Annotated in this window: 19 protein-coding genes and 2 pseudogenes; 13 read left to right on the forward strand and 8 right to left on the reverse strand. The window is 72.3% G+C overall.

Annotated features, from left to right (window positions below):
• Nucleotides 1-23: 23 nt before the first annotated feature.
• From AB0I16_RS22135 to AB0I16_RS22145, 3 genes are all read right to left on the reverse strand, one after another.
• Nucleotides 24-1,517 carry a DUF5719 family protein gene (locus tag AB0I16_RS22135; protein ID WP_363251182.1) on the reverse strand — a complete coding sequence of 498 codons (1,494 nt, stop codon included), beginning with the start codon at nucleotides 1,515-1,517 and terminating at the stop codon, nucleotides 24-26.
• Nucleotides 1,514-5,248, reverse strand: a complete 3,735-nt coding sequence (locus AB0I16_RS22140) for a glycosyltransferase family 2 protein (protein WP_363251183.1) — start codon at nucleotides 5,246-5,248, stop codon at nucleotides 1,514-1,516. Before AB0I16_RS22140 ends, AB0I16_RS22135 begins: the two co-directional genes overlap by 4 nt.
• A 216-nt stretch (nucleotides 5,249-5,464) precedes the next feature.
• On the reverse strand, nucleotides 5,465-5,728 hold the full coding sequence (locus tag AB0I16_RS22145; RefSeq protein ID WP_016642094.1) for a WhiB family transcriptional regulator: 264 nt from the start codon (nucleotides 5,726-5,728) through the stop codon (nucleotides 5,465-5,467).
• A 674-nt stretch (nucleotides 5,729-6,402) separates the two neighbouring features.
• On the opposite strand from AB0I16_RS22145, the gene AB0I16_RS22150 reads away from it, so the two are divergent.
• From AB0I16_RS22150 to AB0I16_RS22160, 3 genes are read left to right on the forward strand one after another with little or no spacing between them, the layout of a single operon-like run.
• The gene (locus tag AB0I16_RS22150; protein WP_363251184.1) at nucleotides 6,403-6,918 is read left to right on the forward strand and encodes a cysteine dioxygenase family protein; all 516 of its coding nucleotides are present in this window, start codon (nucleotides 6,403-6,405) and stop codon (nucleotides 6,916-6,918) included.
• A gap of 33 nt (nucleotides 6,919-6,951) precedes the next feature.
• Nucleotides 6,952-7,908 carry a 2-phospho-L-lactate transferase gene (cofD, locus tag AB0I16_RS22155; RefSeq protein ID WP_363251185.1) on the forward strand — a complete coding sequence of 319 codons (957 nt, stop codon included), beginning with the start codon at nucleotides 6,952-6,954 and terminating at the stop codon, nucleotides 7,906-7,908.
• On the forward strand, nucleotides 7,905-9,203 hold the full coding sequence (locus AB0I16_RS22160) for a coenzyme F420-0:L-glutamate ligase (protein ID WP_363251186.1): 1,299 nt from the start codon (nucleotides 7,905-7,907) through the stop codon (nucleotides 9,201-9,203). Before cofD ends, AB0I16_RS22160 begins: the two co-directional genes overlap by 4 nt.
• Nucleotides 9,204-9,235: 32 nt before the next feature.
• Here AB0I16_RS22160 and AB0I16_RS22165 read toward each other — a convergent pair whose 3' ends face one another.
• From AB0I16_RS22165 to AB0I16_RS22175, 3 genes are all read right to left on the reverse strand, one after another.
• Complete coding sequence (locus tag AB0I16_RS22165) at nucleotides 9,236-10,231, reverse strand: DNA-3-methyladenine glycosylase 2 family protein (RefSeq protein ID WP_363251187.1); 996 nt, start codon at nucleotides 10,229-10,231, stop codon at nucleotides 9,236-9,238.
• 86 nt (nucleotides 10,232-10,317) lie between these two features.
• Nucleotides 10,318-11,400 (reverse strand): NDP-sugar synthase, encoded by a 1,083-nt coding sequence (locus tag AB0I16_RS22170; protein WP_363251188.1) that lies wholly within the window; start codon nucleotides 11,398-11,400, stop codon nucleotides 10,318-10,320.
• A 113-nt stretch (nucleotides 11,401-11,513) separates the two neighbouring features.
• Nucleotides 11,514-12,941, reverse strand: a complete 1,428-nt coding sequence (locus AB0I16_RS22175; protein WP_363251189.1) for an N-acetylmuramoyl-L-alanine amidase — start codon at nucleotides 12,939-12,941, stop codon at nucleotides 11,514-11,516.
• A 137-nt stretch (nucleotides 12,942-13,078) separates the two neighbouring features.
• Between AB0I16_RS22175 and AB0I16_RS22180 the strand changes: the two genes are divergently transcribed.
• The 4 genes from AB0I16_RS22180 (at nucleotide 13,079) to AB0I16_RS22195 (ending at nucleotide 19,136) form a co-directional block, all read left to right on the forward strand.
• A complete protein-coding gene (locus AB0I16_RS22180; RefSeq protein ID WP_363251190.1) occupies nucleotides 13,079-13,831 on the forward strand; it encodes a TIGR03089 family protein in 753 nt (250 codons plus the stop codon).
• Nucleotides 13,832-14,116: 285 nt separating this feature from the next.
• A complete protein-coding gene (locus AB0I16_RS22185; protein WP_363251270.1) occupies nucleotides 14,117-15,247 on the forward strand; it encodes an LCP family protein in 1,131 nt (376 codons plus the stop codon).
• Nucleotides 15,248-15,744: 497 nt separating this feature from the next.
• A complete protein-coding gene (locus tag AB0I16_RS22190) occupies nucleotides 15,745-17,253 on the forward strand; it encodes an LCP family protein (RefSeq protein WP_363251191.1) in 1,509 nt (502 codons plus the stop codon).
• 86 nt (nucleotides 17,254-17,339) lie between these two features.
• The gene (locus tag AB0I16_RS22195; RefSeq protein WP_363251192.1) at nucleotides 17,340-19,136 is read left to right on the forward strand and encodes an LCP family protein; all 1,797 of its coding nucleotides are present in this window, start codon (nucleotides 17,340-17,342) and stop codon (nucleotides 19,134-19,136) included.
• 79 nt (nucleotides 19,137-19,215) lie between these two features.
• Here the strand turns inward: AB0I16_RS22195 and AB0I16_RS22200 are convergent, their stop codons facing one another.
• The gene (locus tag AB0I16_RS22200) at nucleotides 19,216-20,262 is read right to left on the reverse strand and encodes a glycosyltransferase family 2 protein (RefSeq protein ID WP_363251193.1); all 1,047 of its coding nucleotides are present in this window, start codon (nucleotides 20,260-20,262) and stop codon (nucleotides 19,216-19,218) included.
• A 151-nt stretch (nucleotides 20,263-20,413) separates the two neighbouring features.
• On the opposite strand from AB0I16_RS22200, the gene AB0I16_RS22205 reads away from it, so the two are divergent.
• Nucleotides 20,414-21,913, forward strand: coding sequence for an LCP family protein (locus AB0I16_RS22205; RefSeq protein WP_363251194.1), 1,500 nt, complete (start codon nucleotides 20,414-20,416; stop codon nucleotides 21,911-21,913).
• Between the two features lie 33 nt (nucleotides 21,914-21,946).
• Here the strand turns inward: AB0I16_RS22205 and AB0I16_RS22210 are convergent.
• A pseudogene (locus tag AB0I16_RS22210) lies at nucleotides 21,947-22,252 on the reverse strand (acyl-CoA thioesterase); the annotation flags it as partial.
• 177 nt (nucleotides 22,253-22,429) lie between these two features.
• Between AB0I16_RS22210 and AB0I16_RS22215 the strand changes: the two are divergent.
• From AB0I16_RS22215 to AB0I16_RS22235, 5 genes and pseudogenes are all read left to right on the forward strand, one after another.
• The gene (locus AB0I16_RS22215) at nucleotides 22,430-22,693 is read left to right on the forward strand and encodes a hypothetical protein (RefSeq protein WP_363251195.1); all 264 of its coding nucleotides are present in this window, start codon (nucleotides 22,430-22,432) and stop codon (nucleotides 22,691-22,693) included.
• 200 nt (nucleotides 22,694-22,893) lie between these two features.
• Nucleotides 22,894-24,123, forward strand: a complete 1,230-nt coding sequence (locus tag AB0I16_RS22220) for a helix-turn-helix domain-containing protein (protein WP_363251196.1) — start codon at nucleotides 22,894-22,896, stop codon at nucleotides 24,121-24,123.
• A gap of 55 nt (nucleotides 24,124-24,178) precedes the next feature.
• Nucleotides 24,179-24,607, forward strand: coding sequence for a hypothetical protein (locus tag AB0I16_RS22225; RefSeq protein ID WP_363251197.1), 429 nt, complete (start codon nucleotides 24,179-24,181; stop codon nucleotides 24,605-24,607).
• A gap of 519 nt (nucleotides 24,608-25,126) precedes the next feature.
• A pseudogene (locus AB0I16_RS22230) lies at nucleotides 25,127-26,247 on the forward strand (adenosylhomocysteinase).
• A gap of 14 nt (nucleotides 26,248-26,261) precedes the next feature.
• A complete protein-coding gene (locus tag AB0I16_RS22235) occupies nucleotides 26,262-26,810 on the forward strand; it encodes an NUDIX domain-containing protein (protein ID WP_363251199.1) in 549 nt (182 codons plus the stop codon).
• Nucleotides 26,811-26,830 lie beyond the last annotated feature (20 nt).

The following is a 26,830-nucleotide window of genomic DNA, read 5'->3' on the forward strand; positions in this document are numbered from 1 at the left end:
CCGGCCCCGCCCCTCCCCGCGGCTCACTTCTGCAGCACCCGCAGATCCCGCTCCGCCTCGGGCACGGAGACGGTCCCCCGGTCGTCCGGCAGCGTCTGGACGGTGAACATCGGGATGCCCCCCTCGGGCAGGGCCAGCATCCGCGACCCGTGGACCGGACCGCCGGACACGGTCTCCACCGTGAGGGCGTACGTGCCCTTCAGGCCCTGGGGCTTCGGCGGGTCGACCTCCAGGGTCGTGCCGCCCTTGACCGTGTACGTCTTCGTGGCGGGCGAGCCGCCCTCGGTGCCCGGTGAGGCCGTCACCCTCACCTCGGCCGACTTCTCCGGTGCCACCAGGGAGAGCGTCGATCCCTCGGCGCGGTTGTCGGCGACCGTCGACCGCGCGGCGACCGGTGCGGTCGCCGGGATGAACGCCGTCTCCTGACGGCTGCCCTTGCCGCGGGTGACGCGCAGGGCGGCCACCACGGGCACCGCCTTGTCGGTCGGCGAGAGCAGCAGCGAACCGGCCTCCCCCTTGGTGAGGTCATCGAGGTCGACCGCCGCCGTCATACCGGCCTTGACGTGCAGGGACTCATGTCCCGCCGGAGTGATCGTGCCGGTCGGCGAGGCGAGCTGGATCTTCACGTCCGCGTCCTCGGAGCCCGGCGTGAAGGCGACGAGGCGCACCGAGGTGGCGTCCTTGGGGATGCCGGGCAGGACGGCGCTGCTCGCCGGGTCGGCCGCGGCGGGCAGCCAGTCGCCGCCCAGCTTCTCGTCGGAGGACTGCACGGCCGCCGCGACCCGGCCGGTGCGCGCGGTCACGTGCATCGTGAGGTTCGGGTACGCCTTGTCGGCGAGCGTGGAGAGCAGCACGGGGACGCTGGAGTGCGGCTGGACCTGGATGTTCTCGCCCACCTCGGAGGTGACCTCGCCGTCGGGGCCGAACAGCTCGACGTCGACGACGGCCGCGGAGTCGTCCGGGTTCGTCAGGTGGACGTAGTCGCTGCGGTCCTTGGCGGAGCTGGCGCCGGGGAACCAGAAGTCGGTGTCCGGCGCGGTGCAGTTGGTGCCCTGGGCGCCGCGGCCGCTGCCCGCCGCGTACGTGGTGGTCTGCTGGACGGTCCAGCCGGGGGCGAGCGGGCCGTCGGCGGTGCCGATGAGCGCGGGCGCCTCGGCCCCCGACTGCTCGCCGCCGACCGCCTCGCCCTGCTTCTCCTGGGTCAGGAAGGGCTTGGCGTCCTTGCCCTTGCCGTGCTCCTCGGGGGCGTCCGTGAGCTGCTTGAGGACCGGCACGAGCTCCGCCCCGCCCGTGCCCTCGGTGCCGCGCGACTTCGGGGTGTACGCGGTGTACGTCGTCTCGGCGAGGTCGGAGCCGCTGGGCACCGGGCAGAGCAGGCTGGTGCGCTCGACGGGCAGCCGCGCGGCGGCCTTCGCCTTGCCGTCGTCCGTGCCGCCGGTGCCGGCCGACGCGGCGTACCCGGTGACGGCGCCGAGGACGACGACCACGGCGATGAGGGACTGGGTGGTGCGGTTCACTGCTGGCTCCCGTCGGGGCGCTCGCTGTCGGTGCCGTGGGGCGGCTGCGGGGGCGGGGGCGGCATCGGGGGCCGCCGCTGCTCGTACGGGTCTTCGTAGGCGCCGTTGTACTGCTGATCGCCGCCGTAGCCCCCGCTCGCCCCTCCGTAGGAGGCGTAGGGGTCGTACTGTCCGCCCGCGTGGACCTGCCCGCCCTCATACGCCTGCCCGCCCTGGTAGGCGGCCGGCTGGTAGGCATCCGGCTGGTAGGCGTCCGCCTGGTAGGCCGGCTGTCCGTACGTCCCGGGCGGGTACGCGCCGCTCTGGTGGAGCTGCTCGTGCCCCTGCGCGCCCTCGTGGCCTTCGTGCGTGCCCTGGCCGGCCCCCACGGGGGCGGGCGCGTCCCAGCCCTGCTGGTGCGGGACCGCCGGCGGGGGTTCGTGCGAGGGCGGAGACGGTACGTCCTGGCCCGCCTCCTGCGCGGCCTGCTCGCTCTGGGCCCGCAGCCTGCGCGCCCTGCGGCCCTCGCCCTCGGCCGCCCGGTCCGCGGCGGCGGGCTCGTCGGGCAGGTCGTCGTCGACGTCACGGCGGCGTCCCGGCAGGGCGAGGACGACGAGGACGACGGCGAGCGCGCCCTGCGCCCACAGCCAGGCGGAGTGGCCGAGCGGCGCGTCGTAGGTCACGTCGAGGCGGCCGCCCGCGGTGGGCAGTTCGAAGCCCTGGGCCCAGCCGTCCAGGGTGGTCCGGGTGAGCGGGCGGCCGTCGAGGGTCGCCGTCCAGCCGGGGGCCGCCGCGTCGGCGAGCCGCAGCACGCGGCCGGACTCGCCCGAGGGGATCTTCGTGTGCAGTTCGACGGGGCCAGCGGCGACGGGCTCGGGGTCGCCCTCCTTCGGGACGATGGCGGCGCGGGAGACCTGCCGGTCCACGCGCCACAGGGCGCTGCCGTCCTCCTGGCTGAGCCGGGTCAGGCCGGGCGTCGCGTCCAGGGTGCGGCTCATCTGGCGCGGCGCGCCCTCGCGTACGAGGACGTAGCGCACGGCGAAGCCGCCGAGCTGGTCGGCCTGGTCGGCGCCGGAGCCCGCGACGAGGCGGGCGACGATCTTGTCGAGCCTGTCGTCGGGACCGGCGGCCGCGGCCAGTTCGGCGTCACCGAGCCGGGCGCCGGAGCCGCGGGCCAGGGTGTACGAGACCCGGGCGGCCGAGTCGCTGTCGAGCACGAGGGTGCGGGCCTGGTCCTGGGTGCCACTCTCCTCCGCGACGAACGCCGGCACCTGCACCGGGTCCCGCCGCTCCAGCGGACCTTCGGCGCCGCGGATCATCCACCCGGCGGCGACGAGCAGCGGCCCGGCCGCCGCGGCGAACGCGATGAGGGCGGCCACGGGCTGACGCCAGCCGAAGCTCTGCTCGGCGACGCGCGCGCGTGCCCCGTCGGCGCCGAGCGCGGCGGCGGCGAGGAGCGCGATGCCGTATGCCAGGGTGGCGGGTCCGGCCCACGCCGAGGCGTTCGACAGGGCGGCGAAGACCAGGGAGACCAGGGCGGCGCACCAGGCGGTGCGGACCGCTCGCTGCCGTTCGGTGCGGAGCAGGGCGCCGAGCGCGGCGAGGACGATGCCGATGAGCAGCAGTCCGTGGACGGTGCCGGGGCCGCCGGGGCTCGCCCCGAGCAGGTCGAACGCGCTCGCGGAACCGGCGCCGAACTCCAGGCCCGCCTCGGTGAAGAAGCCGAACGGCAGCAGCGTGAGCGACCAGGGCGCGAGGACGAGCAGCGGGGTGCCGAGCGCGGCGAGGAAGCGCGGTCCGTAGGCCGTGAGGTCGCGGCGGCGCACCACGAGGAGCGCGAGGCCGAGCACCAGGGCGATCGGCCAGACGACCGGCGTGAAGGCGGTGGCCAGGGTCAGGAGCAGGGTGTACGCCCAGGTGGCGCGCCAGGTGCCGCGCGCGTCACCGGACGTGGCGAGGCCGCTCGCCGCGATGCCCGCGCGCGCGATGAGCGGCAGCAGGACGGCGAGGACCGCGGTGCCGATGCGCCCGCCCGCGAGCGCGCCCGTGACGGCGGGCAGGAAGGCGTAGGCGATGGAGGCCCAGGCGCGCAGCAGCCGTGAGGTGACGAGCGGGCGCGAGGCGAAGTACGCGGTGAAGCCCGCGAGGGGCACCGAGGCGACGAGCAGCAGGGTGACGGCGAGCCCGGTGGAGCCGAGGAGGAGCGAGGAGAGGGCGGCGACGAGTGCCACGTACGGCGGGGCGGGCTGGGTGCCGCCCGTGCCGACGGGGTGCCAGCCGTCCAGGTAGCGGGCCCACAGCTCCGCCGAGTCGGCGGGCGCGGGCAGCAGGGCGCCGCCGGCGAGGGCGCCGCCGCCGAGCAGGGCGCGGCAGGCGATGAGCGAGACGAAGAGCAGGACGACGAAGAGCATCGGTCCCGGTTTGCGGGCGACGCGCTTGAGGCGGGCGAACTGCTCGATCTCCAGGAAGTCGGCGTCGTCGCCGCCGGGTCCGGACTCGACGGCGCCGTGCCGTCCGGCGCCCGCCGGGGCCTCGGCGTCCGAGCTGCCGAAGAGGCCGCCGGCGGTCTGTTCGACCGTGGCCCGCACGGTCGCGCCCGGTGGCGGGAACAGGGCCCGCAGCTCACCGGCGTCGAGGGCGGACTTGCCGCGCCGCTTGCGGGCGGCCAGGAGCCGGCCCGGCCGCAGGACCGCGGTCAGCAGGCCAGCGATCTCGTCGAGGGCCTGTCCCGGGGCCTTGCCGACGAGGTACACGAAGGTGCGCAGGAGGGTGCCGAGGACGATTCTGACGAGCACCCAGGGCAGCACGCCCGACCGGGCGTTGACGAGCAGGGTGTAGACGGCGCCCGCCTTGTCCACGCGGTGCGGCGACGTCGCGGTGCGGCCGACGCAGTCGACGGTGCGGCGCTCGCGCGAGGAGGCCTCGGCGTGCCGTACGACGGCGTCGGGGGCGACCAGGACGCGGTGGCCCGCGGCGTGCGCGCGCCAGCAGAGGTCGATGTCGTCGCGCATCAGCGGCAGGCCGCGGTCGAAGCCGCCGAGCTGTTCGTACACGTCCCTGCGGATGAGCATGCCCGCGGTGGAGACGGCCAGGACGGGACGGACGTGGTCGTGCTGGCCCTGGTCCTGCTCGCGGCGGTCGAGGCCGGTCCAGCGGCGGCCGCTGTTGGCGATGGAGACGCCGACCTCCAGGAGCTGCCTGCGGTCGTACCACCCGCGGAGCTTGGGGCCGACGACGGCGACGTCCTTGCCCAGCTCGCGTTCGTTCTCCACGGCGCGCAGCAGTTCGGCGAGGGCGTCGGGCTCGGGCGCGCAGTCGTCGTGCAGCAGCCAGAGCCACTGCACCGGCTCGCCGTGCGGCAGTTCGGGCAGGTCGTAGGCGTCGTCGCGCCAGGTCCTGGTGACGGGGTCCCAGCCGCTCGGCCGTTTCAGGTACGGCAGTTCTTCGGGGGTCGGCACCCGGGCGGCGCGGACGGCTTCTTCCACGGCGGTGCCGAAGCCGGAGCGCCGGGCGAGGTGCAGCACGTGGTCGGGGCCGAGGGCCTCGGTGACGAGGCGGGCGGAGTCGTCCGCGCTGCCGGTGTCGGCGGCCACGGCGTGCTGCACGGGCCGCTCCTGGCCGAGCAGCCCGGCCAGGGCGTCGGGCAGCCAGCGCGCGCCGTCGTGGGAGACCAGGACGGCGGTCACGACGTGCCGCGGGAACTCAGGGGCGGCAGCGTCGTGGTGGGCTGCCGGATGGCTGTGCACGGACATCGAGGTACGGGCCCCGGTTCGATGGACTGCGGTAAACGCCCGCGCCCTGCGGGGGCGACGGGGCGTCTCGGACGGGGCCCCACACTAACGGCTGGCAACAGGACGGCCCGCCGCCTGTGGATAACCCACGGGTGACGGGCCGTTGGCAGAGGTGCGTCCGACGGGGATGTGCGCCGGATCGGTCGGCGGCGGCACGGGCTCGTATGTCCGTTCGCGTCAGACCGCGGCCTTCTTCAGGCGGCGGCGCTCGCGCTCCGAGAGGCCGCCCCAGATGCCGAAGCGCTCGTCGTTCGCGAGCGCGTATTCGAGGCACTCGGAGCGGACCTCGCAGGCGAGACAGACCTTCTTGGCCTCGCGCGTGGAGCCGCCCTTCTCGGGGAAGAAGGACTCGGGGTCGGTCTGGGCGCACAGCGCGCGCTCCTGCCAGCCGAGTTCCTCGTCCGCGTCCTCGACCAGCAGTTCCTGAACCAGCTCGGTCATGTGCGCCCCTCGTCTGTCTGTGCGTCCCCGTGGTGCTGCCGCTACCGATTTCGGCTGAACGACACGAGTGAAATTACAAGTGTGCCGATCCGGGCCAGTCAAGCCGAGATCTGCTATTGGGCCCCTTATTCACTCTGCGGAACCAAGGCTATGCAGTAAGTGTTCAAATCGGCATAACCTATGACATTCGTCAGCAGGCAGCGGCCCGCCGGCACCCGCCGCGCCCACATCGGACAAGACGTGGATGTTTGAGTGCCGGTTGCTGCGCCATGTGTCCGGAGAGTCGGGTGCACAAACCTTTCACCTGACAGATCAACCGGATGAGGTGAAACAGGTCTCACATAACGGACATCAAGTTGACATCAGAGGTGTGAGCCGCTGTTCTGGTGGGCATGCTCGCGAATCTGGCTCTTTCGACGAACCGCACCAGCGGCTCCGTCGACGCTGCCCACGCGCGCTGTTGCTGTTCCTGCTCCAGCTGTTGATCCCTTCCAGCTGTCGAGCCCTCCGCGCACAGACCCCATAGGGCCTCCCTCGCGCGGAGCCCCGTCGGCAGGGCGTACGCGCCCTCCGCCCGCGGAGCCGTTTCACCCGCTCCACCCGCTTCCCGTGATGCCGCGCTCCGCCCGTCCCCCGTGACACCCAGCACTCTCACGCCGAGGAACCACCGCACGATGAACAGCGACAGCGACCTCCAGATCGCCGGCGACCTCCTTGAGGTCCCCCACCTCCTGCAGCCCGCCCGTGAGCACCCCGAGACCGTGGCCGAGTTCGTCGGCCTGGCCCGCGCCATCGCCGCCGACCGCTCCCGCTGGGAGCACCTCGTCCGGTACGACGCCGTCACCCGCTGGTACCACCGCCTGCGGACCGGTCCCGGCTACGAGGTGTGGCTGCTCTCCTGGGTGCCGGGACAGGGCAGCGGCCCGCACGGCCACGGGCGCTCGTCCGGGGTGCTCACCGTCCTGGACGGCGAACTGACCGAGCGCACACACCGGGGCGCGAAAGCGCTCGCGGCGGGCGCGCAGCGCGTCTTCGCGCCGGGCTACGTCCACGAGGTCGTCAACGACTCCCTCGAACCGGCCGTCAGCCTGCACGTCTACTTCCCCGGCCTGACCGAGATGCCGATGCACGCCGCGCGGTGCGCCGCCGTCGGCGCGGGCACCACCACCGCGAGTGCCGTGACCGCCTGACGGACTGTCGTACCCGCCTGACATGCTGGACGCATGCGCATTGTGGTTCTGGCCGGTGGCATCGGCGGCGCCCGTTTCCTCCGCGGGCTCAAGAAGGCCGCGCCCGACGCGGACATCACGGTCATCGGCAACACCGGTGACGACATCCACCTGTTCGGGCTGAAGGTCTGCCCCGACCTGGACACCGTGATGTACACGCTCGGCGGCGGCATCAACGAAGAACAGGGCTGGGGGCGTACGGACGAGACGTTCAAGGTCAAGGAAGAGCTCGCGGCGTACGGCGTCGGGCCCGAGTGGTTCGGGCTCGGCGACCGCGACTTCGCCACGCACATCGTCCGTACGCAGATGCTGGGCGCCGGATATCCGCTCAGCGCCGTCACGCAGGCGCTCTGCGAGCGGTGGCGGCCCGGGGTGCGGCTCATCCCGATGTCCGACGACCGGGTCGAGACCCACGTGGCCGTCACGGTCGACGGCGAGCAGAAGGCCGTGCACTTCCAGGAGTACTGGGTGCGGATGCGGGCCTCCGTGGACGCGCACGCCGTGGTGCCCGTCGGCGCCGAGCAGGCCAAGCCCGCACCCGGCGTCCTCAAGGCCATCGCCGAGGCCGACGTCGTGCTCTTCCCGCCGTCCAACCCCGTGGTGAGCGTCGGGACCATCCTCGCCGTGCCCGGCATCCGCGAGGCCATCGCCGACGCGGGCGTGCCGGTGGTCGGGCTCTCCCCCATCGTGGGCGACTTGCCCGTGCGGGGCATGGCCGACAAGGTGCTCGCCGCCGTCGGCGTGGAGACCAGCGCCGCCGCCGTCGCCGAACACTACGGCAGCGGACTGCTCGACGGCTGGCTCGTCGACACCGTGGACGCGGGCGTCGTGGAGCGGGTGGAGAGCGCGGGTATCCGCTGCCGCGCCATCCCGCTGATGATGACCGACGCCGACGCCACCGCCGAGATGGCCCGGCAGGCCCTCGCCCTCGCCGCGGAGGTCAGGACGTGACCCCGCCGTCCTACCGCGTCTGGGCCGTGCCCGGACTGCCCGAGGTGCGCCGGGGCGACGACCTCGCCAAGATGATCGTCGCCGCCGAGCCGGGCCTCGCCGACGGGGACGTGCTCCTCGTCACCTCCAAGATCGTCAGCAAGGCCGAGGGCCGTGTCGTCGAGGCGGAGGACCGCGAGGCGGCCATCGACGCGGAGACCGTGCGGGTCGTGGCGCGCCGCGGCTCCCTGCGGATCGTGGAGAACCGGCAGGGGCTCGTGATGGCCGCCGCCGGGGTCGACGCCTCGAACACACCGTCGGGGACGGTGCTCCTGCTGCCTGCGGACCCGGACGCCTCGGCCCGTGCCGTGCGGGACGGGGTGCGGGACGCGCTCGGCGTGGACGTCGGGGTCGTCGTCACCGACACCTTCGGGCGGCCCTGGCGCGCCGGGCTCACCGACGTCGCCATCGGGGCGGCGGGCGTGCGGGTCCTCGACGACCTGCGGGGCGGGACCGACGCGCACGGCAATCCGCTGAGCGCGACCGTCGTCGCCACCGCCGACGAGCTGGCCGCCGCGGGCGACCTCGTCAAGGGCAAGGCCGCGGGGCTGCCCGTCGCCGTCGTACGGGGGCTGCCGCATGTCGTCGACCCCGCCGAGGAGGGGGCGCGGGCGCTGGTGCGTGACGCGCGGGACGACATGTTCCGGCTCGGGACGTCCGAAGCGGTGCGGGAGGCGGTGACGCTCCGGCGGACCGTGCGGGAGTTCACGGACGAGGCGGTCGATCCCGGGGCCGTGCGCCGCGCCGTCGCGGCGGCGGTCACGGCGCCCGCGCCGCACCACACGACGCCGTGGCGGTTCGTGCTCCTGGAGTCCGCGGCGGCCCGGACCGGGCTGCTCGACGCGATGCGGGACGCGTGGGTCGCGGACCTGCGGCGGGACGGCAGGTCCGAGGAGGCCGTCGCCCGGCGGGTGCGGCGCGGGGACCTGCTGCGGAAGGCTCCCTGCCTGGTGGTGCCCTGCATGGTCACGGACGGCGCCCACGCGTACGGGGACGATCGGCGGGACACCGCCGAGCGGGAGATGTTCGTCGTGTCGGCCGGGGCCGGGGTGCAGAACTTCCTGGTCGCGCTGGCCGGTGAGCGGCTCGGCTCCGCCTGGGTCTCCTCGACGATGTTCTGCCGGGACGTCGTGCGGGAGGCGCTCGGGCTGCCCGGCTCCTGGGAGCCCATGGGAGCGGTGGCCGTGGGCCACCCGGCGGCCTCGCCCCCGGCGCGGGTGCCGCGGGACCCGGGGGACTTCATCACCGTCCGGTAGACGGCTCCGCCTCGCTCGCCGGCCCCGCCCCGTCAGAGCAGCGCGATGTTCGTCCTCGGCATCTTCGGTTTCCTGCGGGCGGGGGTGTGGCCCGTCAGGAGGATCAGGCGGGCCGCCCTGTGGCGGTGGCCCTCGTAGGGAGCCAGGAGGCGGAGCATCTCCTCGTCGTCCGCGTCGCGGTCGCCCGCCAGGGCGTGGCCGATGATGCCCGGCAGGTGGAGGTCGCCCACGGTCACCGTGTCGGCGGCCCCGTTGGTGCGCTGGACGGTCTCCGACGAGGTCCAGGGGCCGATGCCCGGGATCAGCTCCAGGCGGGCCCGCGCCTGCGGCGGCTCCATGAGGGCCGCCTCCTCCAGGCGCCGCGCCACCCGTACCGCACGCAGGATCGTCGACGCCCGCTTGTCGTCCACGCCCGCCTTGTGCCACTCCCAGGAGGGGATCAGCGCCCAGGTGCGGGGGGCCGGCATCACGTACAGGTCCGGGTGGGGTCCGGGGGCGCGCTCGCCGTGGCCGCGGACCAGGAGGCGCCAGGCCCGGTAGGCCTCCTCCACCGTGATCTTCTGTTCCAGGACCGACGGGATCAGGGATTCGAGGACCAGGCCCGAGCGCACCAGGCGCAGCCCGGGCCGGCGGCGGGCGGAGGCCGCGACGAGGCGGTGGCGGGGTGCGAAGGACGCGGGGTCGTCCGCCTCGCCGAGGAGGGCGGGCAGGTGGGCCAGGAGCCAGTCGGCGCCCTCGCCCCAGGCCTCGGCCTCCACCGTGCCGGAGCGCATCGCCACCCGGAGCGTCCCCGGGCCCTCGGGCGTGCGGCTCGCGCGCCACACCGAGCCGTCGGGCGCCGTACGGAAGGTGGGGTCGCCGGGGCCCCGCCGCAGGGGGCCGAGGGTCAGGCCGAGGTCCAGCGGGAAGGGCGGCTGCCAGGTGCGGCCCCGGGACGCCTGGGCCTGGCGCGGGACGCCCCCGGGTACGGCCGTTCCGCCACCGCGCACCGGGGTGCGAGGGGGGCGCGGGGCGAAACGGGACGACATTCCTTCGAGGGTAAGGGGTGGCCGCCGGTCCCGTGACCGGCACGCGTGGCGGAGATACGTTCTTGCAGAGGTCCGTGGAGCAGCCGTCACTGGTCCGAGGAGAAGCGGACCGCCCCCTGCGGCAGCCGGGCGTCGCACCAGACGCGGACGCCCTCGCGGAGTTCGTTGTCGGCGCCGACGGTCGCCGCGTCGCCGACGACCGCTCCCGAGAGCACCGATCGGGCGCCGACCCGCGCGCCCGCGCCGATCAGGGAGTCGGTGATCACCGCTCCCGGTTCGACGACCGCGCCCGCGAGGACCGTGCTGCCCGCGATCCGCACGCCCTCGCCGATCAGGGCGTCCGCGCCGATCACCGTGCCGCCGGTGAGCTTGGCGTCGGGGGCGACCGAGGCGCCGGGCAGGACCAGGTGCTCGCCGTGGCGGCCGGGGACCGCGGGGGACGGGGCGCGGCCGAGGACGAGGTCGGCGGAGCCGCGTACGAACGCCTGGGGCGTGCCCAGGTCGAGCCAGTACGTCGAGTCGACCATGCCCTGGAGGTGGGCTCCGCGGGACAGCAGGTCGGGGAAGGTCTCGCGCTCGACCGAGACGGGGCGGCCCGCGGGGATCGTGTCGATGACCGAGCGCCGGAAGACGTACGCGCCGGCGTTGATCTGGTCGGTGACGATCTCCTCCGGGGTCTGCGGCTTCTCCAGGAACGCCGTGACCCTGCCGGTCGGATCGGTGGGTACCAGGCCGTACGCCCTGGGGTCCTCGACCCGGGTCAGATGGAGGGAGACGTCCGCGCCCGACGTCTCGTGGGTGCGGACGAGGGCGCGGATGTCCAGGCCGGTGAGGATGTCGCCGTTGAAGATCAGGACCGGTTCGTCGGGCCCCGAGCGCAGCCGCGACGCCACGTTGCGGATGGCGCCGCCCGTGCCGAGCGGTTCGGTCTCCGTCACGTACTCGATGTGGAGGCCGAGTTCCGAGCCGTCGCCGAAGTGGGGCTCGAAGACCTCGGCCAGGTAGGAGGTGGCGAGGACGATGTGCTCCACGCCCGCCGCGCGGGCCCGCGCGAGCTGGTGGGTGAGGAACGGGACGCCCGCCGCCGGAACCATCGGCTTGGGGGTGTGGACCGTGAGGGGTCGCAGCCGGGTTCCCTTGCCGCCGACCAGGAGGATCGCTTCTGTCACCTGTCGTCTCTGCTTCCTGCTGGGGCCGGCCGAACTTGAGTTTCGGCCGGCCAGTGTATGCAGACGGCTGTGCAGATCGTGCAGATAGTGCGATAAGTGCCGTGCGGCCGGTCTCAGCGGCCCTGGAGGCGGGCCGAGGTGGACCGGGTCGTGCCGAGCTTCTTGTACAGACGGGAGCCGGGGCATGCCGTGGCGAACCCGTCCCGGTGCCCCGAGATCACCCGGAGCCGGACGTTCGCGCCCTTCTTGTACAGGTTGCCACCGCCCGACTTCAACGTGGTGGTGCCGCTCGGGTCGCGGCCGTGCAGCCCGAGCTTCCAGGCCGTCAGCCGGGAGATGGCGCTCACGGCCGCCTTCGGCGGATTGGTGCCGCTGTACGTGCCGATGACGGCGATCCCTGTGGTGTAGGTGTTGAAACCGAGAGTGTGGGCCCCGAGGACCGCCTTGGCCACACCTCCGGCACGGCCTTCGTAGATGTTTCCGCATTTGTCGATCGCGAAGTTGTAGCCGAGGTCGCGCCAGCCGCTGCTCTTGACGTGGTAGCGGTAGATGCTGCGGAGCACGGACGGCGCCTGCCGGCAGGAGTAGTTGTTGCCGGTCGCGGTGTGGTGCAGGAACGCGGCCTTCACGGTCTTGGTGTACGCGAAGTTCCTCTCCCGCAGCTTCTCGTCGGCGCCCCAGCCCTTGCGCGTGACGATGCGCGGGCGGGGACCGATGTAGGGCTTGGCCTTGGCCGCCCCGGGTTCACCGTCCCGCGCCGTCAGGGCGGCCTCGGTCTGCTGCTTCGTCAGCTCCGGGATGACGGTGGCGCCGAGGGGGGCGAGCTGCGAGTTCGCGGTCGACGCGGCGGCGGCCTCGACGCTCAGGCCGACGGCCTGCGACGCCTCGGACAGGGCGCCGAGCGGCAGGGCGCCCTGGATCGAGGTGCCGAGGGTCGTGGCGCCCTGGTTGGCGGTGCTCTGGGCGGTGGTGGTTCCGGGCGGGGTCTCGTCCCCGGGGTCGACGAGTTCGAGCCGCAGGCCCCCGGGCAGGCCCGGAGCCGTGGCGCGGTCCGCGCCGGTGGCGGTCTCCGGGCGGACGCGGATCTCCACGCCGTCGGAGTCACCGACCCACAGCGGCGCCGTCGAGCCGCGGACCCGGCCCTCGGCACGCTCGGCGGCGTCCGGGTCGGCCGCGTGCTCGTGGTTGTGCGTCTCGACGTCCCGCCAGTCCGACCAGACGGAGCCGCCGGCCGGCCGGGTGCGGACCTGGACGGTCCCGTGCAGTTCGTCGTCCGGGTCGTCCCAGACGACGCCGACCAGGGAGTACGGGCGTACGTCGCGCCGGCTCAGGCCCTGTTCGCGCGCCTCCGCGGGCCCCGCGGAGCGCCGGTGGTCCAGCGGTCCGAGCGGAAGCGACTGGGTGGTGCCGGGTACCGCGTCCGCGGCGGGCGGCTGGGCGCCCGGCGTCGCGGCCCGGGCGCCGGCCGTGGGCAGGGTGAGGGGCAGGGCAAGGGCGGCCGCGCACGTGACGCCGATCGAGGAAGCAAGGAATCCACGCATACAAGTGATGTTTGGCATAGCTGAACATATCTGTCCATTGCGGATTTGACGGGTCATCGGCCGCAAGTGGCCGCCGCGTGTTGCCCGCTCTCCCGCGAGCCCCCCGGGCGCCGACGCGTCCGCGTACCCTTGCGCCCGTGAACGCCAACGACCGCACCCCTGCCGACCTGCTGCGATCCGCGCTCGCCGCCGATCCGGGCCGCCCCCTGGTCACCTTCTACGACGACGCCACGGGTGAGCGCGTGGAATTGTCCGTGGCCACCTTCGCCAATTGGGTGGCCAAGACCGCCAATCTGCTCCAGGGCGATCTCGCCGCCGAACCCGGCGACCGCGTCGCGCTGCTGCTGCCCGCGCACTGGCAGACGGCCGTCTGGCTGCTCGCCTGCTCGTCGGTGGGCGTGGTCGCGGACGTGGGCGGCGACCCGACGGCGGCGGACCTCGTCGTCAGCGGTCCCGACACGCTGGACGTCGCGCGCGTCTGCTCCGGGGAGCGCGTCGCGCTCGCGCTGCGGCCGCTCGGCGGGCGCTTCCCGCAGCCGCCCGAGGGCTTCGCCGACTACGCGGTCGAGGTGCCGGGGCAGGGCGACCAGTTCGTGCCCTTCGCCCCCGTCGACCCGGCCGGGCCCGCCCTCGCGGTCGCCGGGGAGGAGCTGACCGGCGCCGAGGTCGTGGAGCGGGCCCGCGCCGACGCCTCGGGGCAGGGGCTCGGCCCCGGGTCGCGCGTCCTGTCCGGCCTGCCGTACACCGACTGGCGCGGCCTGAGCGCCGGGCTCTACGCGGCGCTCGTGGCGGGCGGCTCCGTGGTGCTCTGCCGCAACCTCGACCGGCTCGCCCCGGACGGCCTCGCGAAGCGGATCGAGGACGAACGCGTGACGTCGACCGCGGGCTGACGCGCGCCGCCGGCGGGGCGGATGCCCGCCGGCCCGCGCCCCGCGCCCACCCCGTCCCGTCCCCCGTCCGGCCCACGCGGGCCCCGGGCCCAGAGGCCCCGGGTGCCGCGCCGGGCCATGGTCGTAGGTACGCACCACGTACCGACGCAGCCATGAGGGGTGGACGCCCACGTGACCGACACCGCAGGCTCGCCCGCCGGGCCGGAGGGGACACCGGGAGACCGGGGCGCCCCGCCGGACCGGCGGGCGCCCCAGGGTCCCGGCGCGGGCGCGACACCCACCGGGGTGGGCCTCGGGCGGCGCAGGCGCCGCTGGCTGCACTCCGCGGGGCTCGGCGTGTCCGTCCTCGTGCTCGCCACGGCCGGCCTGGGATGGGCGGCGTACAAGAAGCTCGACGGCAACATCACCCGGGACACCGACGCCGCCGCCGAGCTCGAACGGTACGAGAAGGAGCGCCCGACGCCCCTGGTGCACGACGCGCAGAACATCCTGGTCATCGGCTCCGACACGCGCGCGGGCGAGGGCAACCGGAAGTACGGCAAGGACCCCGGCACCCAGCGCTCGGACACCACGATCCTGCTGCACCTGGCCGCCGACCGGCAGAGCGCGACCGCCGTGTCGATCCCGCGGGACCTGATGGTGGACATCCCCGGCTGCCGCACGCCGGACGGCTCGCGGACCCGGCCCCGGTTCGCCCAGTTCAACTGGGCCTACGAGTTCGGCGGAACGGCCTGCACGATCCGTACCGTCGAGAAGCTGACCAGAATCCGCGTCGACCACCACATGGTCGTGGACTTCGCGGGGTTCAAGGACATGGTCGACGCCGTGGACGGCGTCGAGGTCTGCCTCACCGCACCGATCTCCGACCCCGACGCCCAGGTGGACCTCGCGCCCGGCCTGCGGACCCTCGACGGGGAACAGGCGCTCGGCTTCGTCAGGGCCCGCAAGAGCGTCGGCGGCGGCAGCGACACCGACCGGATGGACCGGCAGCAGGAGTTCCTCGGAGCGCTCGTCAAGAAGGTCCGCAGCAATGACGTCCTGCTGAATCCGGGGAAGCTCTATCCCGTGCTCGACGCGGCCACTTCCTCGCTGACGACCGACCCGGCACTGGCCAGCCTCCGGGGTCTGTACGACCTGGTGCGTGGGATGCGCGACATCCCCACGGAACGGGTGCAGTTCCTGACCGTTCCCAGGAAGTCGTACGCCTACGACGTGAACCGCGACGAGCTGGTCGAGCCCGCCGCGGAGAAACTCTTCACCCGGCTCCGCACCGACGGCCCCGTGGCGGTGGTGCCGCGGGACCCCGAGCGGCCGGCCGAGAACGTCACCGACGACAGGCCCGACGACCCCACACCCGCGCAGTCGCCCGCACCGACATTCCAGGGCAACACGGCCGCCGAACCGCCCTGCGAGTAAAGCGATCTTCAAGGGGGAGCCGCTCCGCACAAAGAAATAGGGCGGATTGCCCAGTTGTAGGGGAGTGGAATTTGTCACCGGCGTCGTCCGGCGCTGAACTGGGCGGATAGTGTGAGCGATCCGGTGCGCCGGGCCTCTCGGCCGCGCACCGCTGAGACGAATGACCGAGCGCCTTCTTGAGGGGAAAAGGCGCCGCGTGGCCCCGACGGAGGACGCAGACAACCGTGGACGCGCAAGGCCGTGGGCCCAGCAGGGGAGAGCGCAGCGACTTCTCCGAAAGGGCGGCGACGGGAGACGGGCGGGCGGAGAACATCGATCCCGCCGACCAGTGGGTGCTCAACCCGGAAACCGGTGATTACGAATTGCGACTGAGCCCTTCCGCTGGGCAGTCGACGGTTCCCGGACCCCGTGGACCAGCGTCCCGCCAGAGAGGCCGCGGCCGCCCCGCGCCGAACGGCGACCGTCCGCGTCAGCGCGAGCGCGAGGAGCGCCGCGAGGTGCCGGGGCAGCGCAGGCGCCGGGTCAAGGAGCCGGAGGCCGCCGGCGGCAGGCGCAAGCAGCGGCCGAAGAAGTCCAAGGGCAAGAAGATCCTGGTGTGGACCGGTGGCTCGCTGGCGTTCCTGCTGGTCACCGGGTGCGTGGGGGGCTATCTCTACTACCAGCACCTCAACGACAACATCAATACGCTCGCCGACGACGGCGCGGGCACCGGTGGCTTCAGCAAGGACCGGGCCATCAACATCCTGCTGGTGGGCACGGACAAGCGCAGCGGTGACGGCAACGAGGGCTACGGCGACGCGGGCAGCCTCGGGCACGCCGACACCACGATCCTGCTGCACGTCTCCAAGGACCGCTCCAACGCGACCGCGCTGAGCATTCCGCGCGACATGATCACCGACATCCCCGACTGCCCGACGACGCAGAAGGACGGCAGCACGAAGACCATCCCCGGCTCGAAGAACGTCCGGTTCAACGAGAGCCTGGGGCAGCAGAACCGCACGCCGAGCTGCACCATGCGCACGGTCACCGAGATCACGGGGATAAAACTCGACCACTTCATGGTGGCCGACTTCAACGCGGTCAAGACGCTCTCGTCCGCGGTGGACGGTGTGGACGTCTGCCTCGCCAAGGACATCGACGACCCGGACTCGCACCTCAAGCTGTCGGCGGGCGAGCACACCATCGAGGGCGAGGAGGCGCTGGCGTTCGTCCGCACCCGCCACTCGGTGGGCACCGGCGGCGACTTGAGCCGGATCGAGCTCCAGCAGCAGTTCCTCAGCTCGCTGATGCGCAAGCTGAAGTCGAACGACACGCTCACCAACCCGAAGAAGATGTTCAGCCTCGCCGAGGCGGGCACCAAGGCGCTCACGGTCGACTCCACGATCGGGGACATCATGAAGCTCCGTGACCTCGGCATGGAGCTCGGCAAGCTCGACGTGAAGAACCTGAGCTTCGCCACGACGCCGGTGGTCGACAACCCGGCCGAGAAGGTGCACACGACGGTCGTGCTCAACGAGGCCAAGGCCAAGCCGCTCTTCGCGATGATGCGCGCCGACCAGTCGCTGACCGAGGTGAAGAAGAAGGAGAAGGCCGAGGTGGCCGCCCGCCTCAAGGGCCCCAAGGCCGACCCCTCCGACGTCCGCGTGGACATCTACAACGGCAGCGGCAAGACCGGCGCCGCTCAGAAAACTCTCACGTGGCTGCAGAACAATGAGGGCGTGCTGAAGTCCAGTCAGTTGGGGAACGCGTCCGCCGTGATCAAGAAGACGACTCTTGAGTACGGCGCCGGCGAGGCGGACCAGGCCCGTCGGCTCGCCGACATCATGGGTCTGCCCGCCTCCGCCCTGAAGCCGGGCAATCGTGAGAAGAACGCACAGGGGCTTCCCGCCATGAAGCTGACGCTCGGCAGCGACTTCAAGGAGGCGGGGGAGCCCATCGCCGCGCCGTCCAAGGCACCAGAGGGCATTCAGAAAGTCGAAGCCGACAAGACTGTGTGCGCCAAGTGACCTGAAGCGGTCGTTCTGCGTCTAACAATGAGCCAAGGCGTCGCGGAGCGGGCGCAGTTCGGGAACGGGGCGGGGAGGGGCTGGGGATGAGGCAGAGCAGCGTGCGTAAGGAGGGGGCGGAGAAACGCGCCCCGCACGCCAGTGATCACGGCTGGGACGGGGAACCGCACGAGGGCGAGGCGCGTCCCGGCGGTTCCCCCGAGGGCAGCCGCGCCGGCGCCGAGCAGAGCACCGGTGCGAAGAGGAGCGGCGGCGCCGAGAAGAGCGCGGGCGCGCGGAAGGCCGCGGGCTCGCGGAAGAGCGCGGGCTCGCGGAAGGGCGGCGGCGCGAAGAAGGGCGGCGGCGCACCACCCGCCGGCGACGGCGACGCCCGCCGCGGCGGTGGGGGCGGCGGGCGGCCCACGCGGCGCAAGCACGGCGTGCTGCGCTGGTCGGCGACGATCCTCTCGGTGCTGATACTGGGCACGGCGGGCGCCGGTTACCTCTACTACCAGCACCTCAACGGCAACCTGGAGACCGACGACCTGAACCTCGGCGAGCACCGGGCCCCCGAGCCCACGCCCAACGCCGCGGGCCAGACCCCCCTGAACATCCTGCTCATCGGCTCGGACGCCCGGGACTCCAAGGAGAACCAGAAGCTCGGCGGCGCGAAGGACACGTTCGGCTCCCCGCCGCTCGCCGACGTCCAGATGCTGCTGCACCTCTCGGCCGACCGCACCAACATGTCCGTGGTCAGCATGCCGCGCGACACCCTGCTCCAGATCCCCAAGTGCACGGACCCCGACGGCGGCAAGGTCTACGAGCAGACCGGCCCGCGCACCATGACGAACGAGTCGCTCGGCCGCGGCGGCCCCGGCTGCACCGTCGCCACCTGGGAGAAGCTCACCAACATCCACATCGACCACTTCATGATGGTCGACTTCGCGGGCGTGGTCTCCATGGCCGACGCCATCGGCGGCGTACCCGTCTGCGTGGACAAGAACATCCACTCGCGCGACAGCCAGGGCCACGGCTCGGGCCTGAAGCTGAGGAAGGGCACCACGGAGATCCAGGGCGAGCAGGCGCTCCAGTGGCTCCGCACCCGCTACGGCTTCGAGGACGGCAGCGACATCGGCCGCGCCAAGGCCCAGCACATGTACATGAACGCCCTGGTCCGCAAGCTCCGCGAGAACACCAGCCTGACCAGCCCGAACCAGCTCCGCAGGCTCGCCGAGGAGGCCACGAGCGCCCTCAAGGTCGACGACGGGCTCGGCAGCATCAAGAAGCTCTACGACCTCGGCAACGAGCTGAAGAAGGTCTCACCGGAGCGCACGACGATGACGACCATGCCGTACGAGTACGTCGGCGCGCGCGTCATCCCCAAGCCGGGCGACGCCGAGCAGCTCTTCCGGCTGGTCCGCGACGACGTGCCCCTGGACGGCAAGGGCGGGAAGAAGGCCAAGGAGAAGCCGTCGGACGACCCGGCGGCGGCGGACGACCGGATCGCGATCCAGGTCCAGAACGGCACGGGCACGGCGGCGGAGCCCGCGGTCAGCGGCCGGGCGACCACGGTGGCGCAGCTCCTCGCCGGCAAGGGTTTCGCGAAGGCGACGCCGGACACCGCGTCGGCCCTGACGCAGGCGAAGACCGTCGTGCGCTACCCCAGCGTCGACCTGGAGGGCGACGCCCAGCGGGTCGCCAAGTCCCTGGGCCTGCCGCTCAGCGCGGCGAAGAAGTCCACGGACGTCTCCGGGGTGACGCTGATCGTCGGCGCCGACTGGCGCGAGGGTGACGCGCCGCCCAAGTCGAAGAAGAAGGACGACTCCACGCCGGAGTCGGCGGACGCGCTCAGCGGCTCCGACAAGAAGGCGTGCATGAAGGTGGATGCGAACTTCACCTGGTGAAGGCCCGTGGCACGGACGGCCGTGGCCCGGCTCCGCCCTCAGGGGCGGAGCCGGGCCACGGCCGTCACCGTGCCGGTGCTCAGGCCTGCTGCGTCTCCTGCGTACCGCCGAGGACCGCGGGGCGGCGCGAGGCGATGACCTTCTTGGCCAGCGCGCGCGGGCTGGTGAGGAAGCCCCAGCCCCACGACATGTGCATCGTCGCGAGCGCCACCGGGATCCGCAGGCGCGCCTTCAGCGGCAGCCCCTTGCCCGCGGGGACCGAGCCCGCCACGATCGCCGCGAGGTAGCCGCCGGGGACCACGAAGCCCCACGGCGTGAGGGCGGCGCCCACGACGACGCCCGCCGCGATGGCGCAGACGGCGGTCGGCGGCGCGAGGTAGCGGAGGTTGATGGAGCCCTCGTGGTAGCGCGCGACGACGTGGCGCCAGCGGCCGTAGTCCTTGTACTGCTTGGCGAGGGCCTGCACGCTCGGCCGCGGGCGGTAGGAGACCTTCAGCTCGGGCGAGAACCAGATGAGGCCGCCGGCCTCGCGGATGCGGAAGTTCAGCTCCCAGTCCTGGGCGCGGATGAACTCCTCGTTGTACCCGCCCTGCTGCTCAAGGGCCTCGCGGCGGAAGACGCCGAGGTAGACCGTCTCGGCCTGCTGGGCCTCGCCGCCGGTGTGGAAGGCGGCGTTGCCCACGCCGATCTTCGACGTCATGGCGGCGGCGACCGCGTGCTCCCAGTCGTTCTGGCCCTCGGCGTGCATGATGCCGCCGACGTTCATCGCGCCGGTCTCCTCCAGGAGGCGCACGGCGGTCGTGATGTAACCCGGGGAGAGCGCGGCGTGGCCGTCCACGCGCACCACGACCGGGTGGCGGGAGGCCTTGATGGCGGCGTTCAGCGCCGCGGGGGTGCGCCCCGTCGGGTTCGGCACCGTGTGCACCCGGGGGTCTTCCCTGACCAGCTCGGCGGCGATCTCGTCCGTGCGGTCGGTGGAGGGGCCGAGCGCGACGACGACCTCCATCTCGCCCGCGTACTCCTGACGCAGGATCGCGTGGACTGCCTCGCGCAGGTGCCGTTCCTCGTTGAGAACGGGCATGATCACGGATACGGCTGGAGGCTGGGCCTCGGACTTCGCGTTCATCACGCGTCACGTTACCGCGAATGGGGGACACGGGCGCGCGCCGTCCGGGTCGCTACCGCGGGCCGCATTTCGTATGGCATTACGTTTCTCGGGTCCCCCGGCCGCCGACCACCCCCGGCCCAGGTCCGTGATCCGCGGAGGTGTCACCCACGTGCCCACACCGCCCCGCCGCCCCGCCTTCCCGCCGCGCCGCCCCCGGCCGCGGCAGGAGGCGCAGCCGCAGGCCCGCCGGTCCGCTCCCCGGCAGCACGCGGGGCGGCGGAAGCGGCCGCGTTGGGGGCTGCGGATGGCGCTCACGAGTTCCGTCTTCGTGCTCGCCGCGGCGGGGATCGGGCACTCCGTGGTCACCACGCTGGACACCGGGATCAAGCGGATCGACGCCTTCAAGGACATGAAGAACCGGCCGCCCGCGGGCAACGGCACGAACGTCCTGCTGGTCGGCACCGACGGCCGCGACAAGATCACGGCAGCGGAGAAGGCGAAGTACCGCCTCGGGGGCGCGCCCTGCCACTGCACGGACACGGTCATGATCGTGCACATCTCGGAGAGCAGGGACCGCGCGAGCGTCGTCAGCCTGCCCAGGGACTCGTACGCCGACCTGCCCGCGCACACCGACAGGACCACCGGCAAGCGGCACGACCCGCATCCCAACAAGCTGAACGCGGCGTTCGCGGAGGGCGGGCCGAATCTGACGGTGCGGACCGTCGAGAGCATGACGAAGGTGAAGATCGACCACTACCTGGAGGTCGACTTCCTCAGCTTCATGAAGACCGTGGACGTGCTCGGCGGGGTGGACATCTGCACGGCCAAGCCGCTGAAGGACTCCCACACCGGCCTCGACCTGCCGGTCGGCACGCACGCGCTGAACGGCGGCCAGGCGTTGCAGTACGTGCGGTCGCGCTACGTCGACGGGGCCTCCGACCTCGGCCGCATGCAGCGCCAGCAGAGGTTCCTCGCGGCGCTCATCGCGAAGGCGACCAGCAGTGGCGTACTGCTGAATCCGGTCAAGTTCCGCGACGTCACGCGGACCCTGCTGGGCTCGGTCCGCGCGGACAAGGGCTTCGGCACGAGCGAGATGCTGGATCTGGGGCGGGCGATGCGGGGCTTCTCGCCGTCGTCGTCGGAGTTCACGACCGTGCCGCTCTCCCCCGAGGCGGAGACGCTGCCGGGCATCGGCTCGACCCTGAAGTGGGACCCGGTGAGGGCCGAGAAGCTGTTCGACGCGCTGCGTGAGGACCGGCCGCTGGCCGGGCACGGCAAGAAGCACAGGGCCACGCTGGTCAGCGTCTCGCCGCAGCAGATCCAGGTGCAGGTGGAGAACGGGACGGCGAAGCCCGGGCTCGGCAAGCGCGTCGACGCGGCGCTGCGGGACACCGGGTTCCTGACCACGGGGGCGCCGGCCGACGCGCCGAACGCCGCCACGGCCCCGGCCCCGCGCACCGTCGTCGCCTTCGACCCTCGCTGGGACCGCTCGGCCAAGACCCTCGCGACGGCCCTGCCGGGCTGCGAGCTGCGGAGGGTCGACGGCCAGGGCCCGGTCCTGAAGGTGATCGCGGGCGCGGACTACAAGGGGGTGCGTCCGGTACGGGCGGAGGACACGCTGCAGGGCGAGTTCGGCGCCGTCACCGGGGACCAGGTCACCTGCCCCTGAGTCTCGCGGGGGGCCTCGGCGAAGGGGTGGCCGTCAGTCGTCGAAGCCCTCGGCGGCGCGGGCCTCCCGCAGCTCCTTGATCGCCCGGCGGCGCGCGAGGCGGTGCGTCCGGCGGATCTGGGCCTCCTGGTAGCGGCGGCGGTCGCGGTCGGTCTCGGGGAGGACCGGTGGGACCGTACGCGGCTTGCCGTCCGCGTCGACGGCGGCGAAGACGAGATAGGCGGAGCCGACCTGCTGGGCGGGCGTCGACTCGTTCCAGCGCTCGGCCAGGACCCGGACGCCGACCTCCATGGAGCTGCGTCCGGTCCAGTTGACCTGCGCCTTCACATGCACCAGGTCCTCTAAAGCACAAACACACGCTCACGCAACGGCGGCGAGCCGCGGCGCCTGCTCGGTGCGCTCCTGCTTCACCAGGGACACCTTTTGCGGCGCCCACGGGTCCGGCTCCCACGCCGTCGCGGGCGGCCTCGACCGCGTCGGCCTCGGCCTGGTCGACGAGCCCGACGGCGGGACCCGGTGACGATCCCCACCCCGTCGGACCCGGCCGCGGTCGCCGTCGAGCTGGAGAAGCTGCGCGGAACGATGGCAGAGGGGTTCGCCCGTGTCGACGGCTCCCTCGCCCCGCTCGTCCGGCGGGGCGACCAGACCGACCGAGCCCTCGCTGACCACGAGACCCACCTCGACGCCCTCGAACGGTCACGGTGGCCGCTCCCGTCCATAGCCGCCCTGGTCGCCCTGTGCGGCCTCGCGACGTCCCTTTGGCAGCTCGCCAACCGATGACACGCCCCGCGCGCCCCCACCCCGGCCTTGTGCCGGCGCGGGGGCGCCTTCGTCGTTCTCGGGTACTTCCTGACCTGTAGCTCTCCACCCTCACCCTGCACGCTCTGTACCGTCATGGGCATGAGCCCGACGGATGGAGCACGGATGCCTCGCCGAATGCTTGCAAGCCGCCGGCGCCTCACCGCAAGGGGGGCGCGCTGATGTTGGAGGAAGCCGAGGAGATCGGTAACCGCGCCCGACGCGCGCGGCTCCGACTCGGAATGCCACAGGCCGACCTCGCCGCTGCCCTGGGCAAGTCCCAAGGTTGGGTGTCGAAAATGGAACGCGGCCTAATCGAACTCGACCGCGTCGGCCTACTCAATCAGGTTGCCGCCGAGCTGCACATACACCCCAACGACCTAATCGGCCGCCCGTACAACAGCTCACCGGACGAGAACCAATGGCAGGTCGCCGCACTTTCGATTTTGCGCGAGCTGCGCCGGTACGACCTCACCCCCGTCTTTGACGGCACCCCCCGGCCGTCGGTCCAACTCTGGCAAGAGACAACGCGACTGCACCGCCTGCGCGACGCAGCGGCGAACGTGTCGATCATGCAGGTACTACCCGACCTGTTCCGCGAAGCCCGCGCACTCGCCGAGGTCTCCACCGGCCACGAACGCGAGGAAGCGTTCGCCATCTACGCCGTGTGCTGCAAGTTCGCCCACACCTCCGCGCACGCCCTCGGACACCCCGAGCTGATCGCCATGGCCTGTGAACGGGCCGCATGGTCGGCCCGCCTGTCTGGCGACCCCGTCATGCCAGCCGTGGCCGACTGGATGCGCGTATGGGACATGTGGGCAACCGCAGATTGGACGGACGCTATCGCCCTGTCCGACCGAGCCATTCACAGCGTTCAGCAGGGATACGAACGCGGCGAACCACTCGCCGTGCGCGCATGGGGATCACTACAGCTTCGTGCGGCCGTCTCCGCAGCACGGGGCCGACGCGCGGCAGAAGCCGAGGACCGTATCCGCCATGCCAAAGACGCCGCCAAACGGCTCCCCGAGTACGTCGGCCCCCCGGTTTACGACCGGCATTCGCTCACGTTTTCATCGGGCAACGTCCATATTCACGCAATCAGTGTCGCACTGGAGATGGGCAAACAAGGCAAGGCGTTGTCCATAAACCGGCGCACGTCCCCGGGCCTGATCGAATCCCTGCCCAACTCCAGGCAAGGACACCACCACATGGACCTCGCCCGGGCCTGGCTGTGGGACGGAAACCGCGACAAGGCGTTGAAGGAACTGGAGACCGCCGAGCGCATCGCCCCGCAGCTCATCCGCAACCACCCCATCGCCCGGTCAACCCTGCGCAGTATCGTCTACGCCGAACGAGCGACCACCCGCGAGAAGCTGCGCCGCATGTCAGACCGCTTCCACCTCGACGGATGAGGGTGGTATTCCTCTGGTTCATATTCGGCCCGTAGCCCGCTCCTAGCTTCGGAGCATGGCCGAACAGACCTCGGAGCAACACAGCGAGCAGAGCGCCAAGTTGAGCGTCGCCAACACGTTTCACCCGCGACTCGGCGACCTCGCCCTCGACCTCGCCAAGGGTGGGCAGATCGGCGTCGTTGTCGCCCTGCCGAGCGACAACGCGAAGTCGTACCACCTGCGCTTGCCCGGAGGCGGGGGCGACTGGCGTGCCAAGCCCGACGGGACCACCCTGCGCCCCGTATCCGTACCGGTCACGCACGTCTCGCCCCAGCGACGGGACGTTGCCTATGACCGCCAGGCGCAGCGGGCCGCCTTACCGGTCACGGTTCATCACGAGGACGGAGGCACATCCGAGTCGGTTCTCGTCCTTGACATGGGGCAAGTCGAACGGCTGCACCTGCAATTCACGCAGCTTCTCGAACGCAGGGATCAAGGCCGGTGACCGTCACCGTAATGACGCGCCGCCCGTCGGCTCCACTGCGCCCATGCGCGCACACGGACGTCGCATTCCGCTGCGAAGTGACCGCCGATGACCCACGCGGCGCCCGCGAAGTCATCCTCACCCACTACCGCGCCGAATCCCCCCGCCTCGCCGCGCGATGGGTGCGAGGCCGAGCACGACGCCTCTCCCTGATCACGTGGGTACGCAGCAACGAGCGATACGAGCACGCTCTGCGCGTCCTCAGTGCCGGAAACGACTACGTGCTCAGTGTCACCACCTCCGCCACCCGATATTCCGTGCGCGTCTACGCTCTGCCGACCCTCAGTAAGTGGGCGCAGTCCATCGCCCCCCGCCGGAAGTCGCCCCTGTGCCCCGGCGCGGGCGGGCCGTCACCGCAGACCGCGCCGCCGGCGCTTCGCTTGACGAACCCCGCCCCCGCATCCCATCCGCTCCCCGGGCGCGGGGGCACCCGCACTACCTGTCCAGAACCACCGCCCCAAGACCCTGGGAAGTGAGTCCATGGAACAGTTCGAGCGCGCCCGTCTCGACTCCTATTTCGCGCGCATCGCCGACGTGTTCGCCCCGACCGAGCGGCCGTCATCCTTCCTGATCACGCACCTACTGCCCGAACGCCCCTCGTTCGTGTCAGCCGTATGCAGGAGCAGCAACCTGCGGGCCGTCCTGCCCAAGCCGAAGTCCATCGACGCAGGCGCCCGCCGCACCGTCGAGAAGACGACGCCATGCGAATCGCTGCCCGCGAGATGTTCGAGGACCCCGACACCGCCGTCGAGTACATCGAATCCCGCGCCGCCGGCGAGGCCGTCGTACTCCTCGACGTCGGAGGCTACTTCGCCCCCACACTCGACGCGATCTGTGATCAGTTCTCCGGGCGCGTCCTGGGCGTGGTCGAGGACACGGAGAACGGGCACAGGCGCTACGCCGACCGCGACAAGCTGCCCTGCCCCGTCGTCTCCGTCGCACGCTCCCCGCTCAAAGACCCCGAGGACTTCCTCGTAGGGCAGTCCGTCGTGTTCTCCACTGAGGCACTCATGCGCAGCCGCGGCGACATCCTGCACGGGCGGCCCGCACTCGTCATCGGATTCGGCAAGCTCGGATCAAGCATCGCCCGTCTGTTGCACGCGAAGGGCGTGCAAGTCACCGTGCATGACGTCGACCCCGTCCGGCGCACACAGGCACTCTCCCAAGGCTTCACCGTGGCCCGTGACCGCGACTTCGCCCTGCACGGCGCCGGCCTGGTCCTGTGCGCCACCGGGGCCGTCTCGCTTCGCGGCGAAGACTTCGCCACCCTGCGGAACGGCGCCTACGTGGCCACGGTCACCAGCAGCGAGGACGAACTCGACCTCGCCGGCCTGCCCGACGTCTACCAGCGGACGCCCAACGGCGAGCACGTCACCCGCTACGCGACAACCGGGCACTACTTCTACCTGCTCAACCGAGGGAACGCCGTCAACTTCCTGCACGGCGCGTCCGTTGGGCCGTTCATCTTCCTCGTACAGGCCGAGATACTCGCCGGAATCCGGATGCTCACCCGCGCCGACCTCGGACACGGTATGCACGGGGTGGACGCCGCCGACCGGAAGACCATCGCGGCCACGTGGCTCAACTACTTCAACCGCTAGGAGACAGGACCCCCATGCCGATCACGGCTCAGCACGTGCGCGAGACCCTCGACGCCTACCTCGCCACCCACCCCGACGAAAAGGACGCCCTGTCCGTCCTCTCCGAGGTACTCGACGAGACCGGCGAGGCGATCACCTCGCGCAAGGAGTACCGGGGACACGTCACGGCGGGCGCCGCCCTGCTCCGCCCCGACGGTCGTGTGCTCACCATCGAGCACCGCGCCCTGCGTGAGTGGCTGCTGCCCGGCGGACACGTCGAGGAGAGCGACACAACCCTGCTCGACGCCGCCCTGCGGGAACTGGCCGAGGAGACCGGCATCAGCCCGGACCAGGTCGAGCCCGACAGCGGCCTGCCGCTCCACATCGACGCCCACCCAATTCCGGCCAACCCCAACAAGGGCGAGGACGCACACCAGCACTTCGACTTCCGGTACCTCTTCCGCACGACTGCCGACCTGGTCGAGCTGCAAGAGGAAGAGGTCACGGCCTACTCGTGGCAGTTCGCCGACATGCTGACTGCCGAGCCTCTGCGCTCCCGCGTGATGGCCGCCGTTCACCCGTAGCGGCCCGGTCGCGGAACCGG

Origin of the sequence: Streptomyces sp. NPDC050703 (assembly GCF_040654435.1) — a bacterium.
Taxonomy (GTDB): domain Bacteria; phylum Actinomycetota; class Actinomycetes; order Streptomycetales; family Streptomycetaceae; genus Streptomyces.

What these genes read in the sequence shown, in the direction of transcription:
- AB0I16_RS22220 (WP_363251196.1), top strand. Translation starts at nt 22,894, where the DNA reads ATGTTGGAGGAAGCCGAGGAGATCGGTAACCGCGCCCGACGCGCGCGG.
- AB0I16_RS22235 (WP_363251199.1), top strand. Translation starts at nt 26,262, where the DNA reads ATGCCGATCACGGCTCAGCACGTGCGCGAGACCCTCGACGCCTACCTC.
- AB0I16_RS22195 (WP_363251192.1), top strand. Translation starts at nt 17,340, where the DNA reads ATGAGGCAGAGCAGCGTGCGTAAGGAGGGGGCGGAGAAACGCGCCCCG.
- AB0I16_RS22165 (WP_363251187.1), bottom strand. Translation starts at nt 10,231, where the DNA reads ATGTCGTCCCGTTTCGCCCCGCGCCCCCCTCGCACCCCGGTGCGCGGT.
- cofD (WP_363251185.1), top strand. Translation starts at nt 6,952, where the DNA reads ATGCGCATTGTGGTTCTGGCCGGTGGCATCGGCGGCGCCCGTTTCCTC.
- AB0I16_RS22200 (WP_363251193.1), bottom strand. Translation starts at nt 20,262, where the DNA reads ATGAACGCGAAGTCCGAGGCCCAGCCTCCAGCCGTATCCGTGATCATG.
- AB0I16_RS22150 (WP_363251184.1), top strand. Translation starts at nt 6,403, where the DNA reads ATGAACAGCGACAGCGACCTCCAGATCGCCGGCGACCTCCTTGAGGTC.
- AB0I16_RS22140 (WP_363251183.1), bottom strand. Translation starts at nt 5,248, where the DNA reads ATGTCCGTGCACAGCCATCCGGCAGCCCACCACGACGCTGCCGCCCCT.
- AB0I16_RS22145 (WP_016642094.1), bottom strand. Translation starts at nt 5,728, where the DNA reads ATGACCGAGCTGGTTCAGGAACTGCTGGTCGAGGACGCGGACGAGGAA.
- AB0I16_RS22175 (WP_363251189.1), bottom strand. Translation starts at nt 12,941, where the DNA reads ATGCGTGGATTCCTTGCTTCCTCGATCGGCGTCACGTGCGCGGCCGCC.
- AB0I16_RS22225 (WP_363251197.1), top strand. Translation starts at nt 24,179, where the DNA reads ATGGCCGAACAGACCTCGGAGCAACACAGCGAGCAGAGCGCCAAGTTG.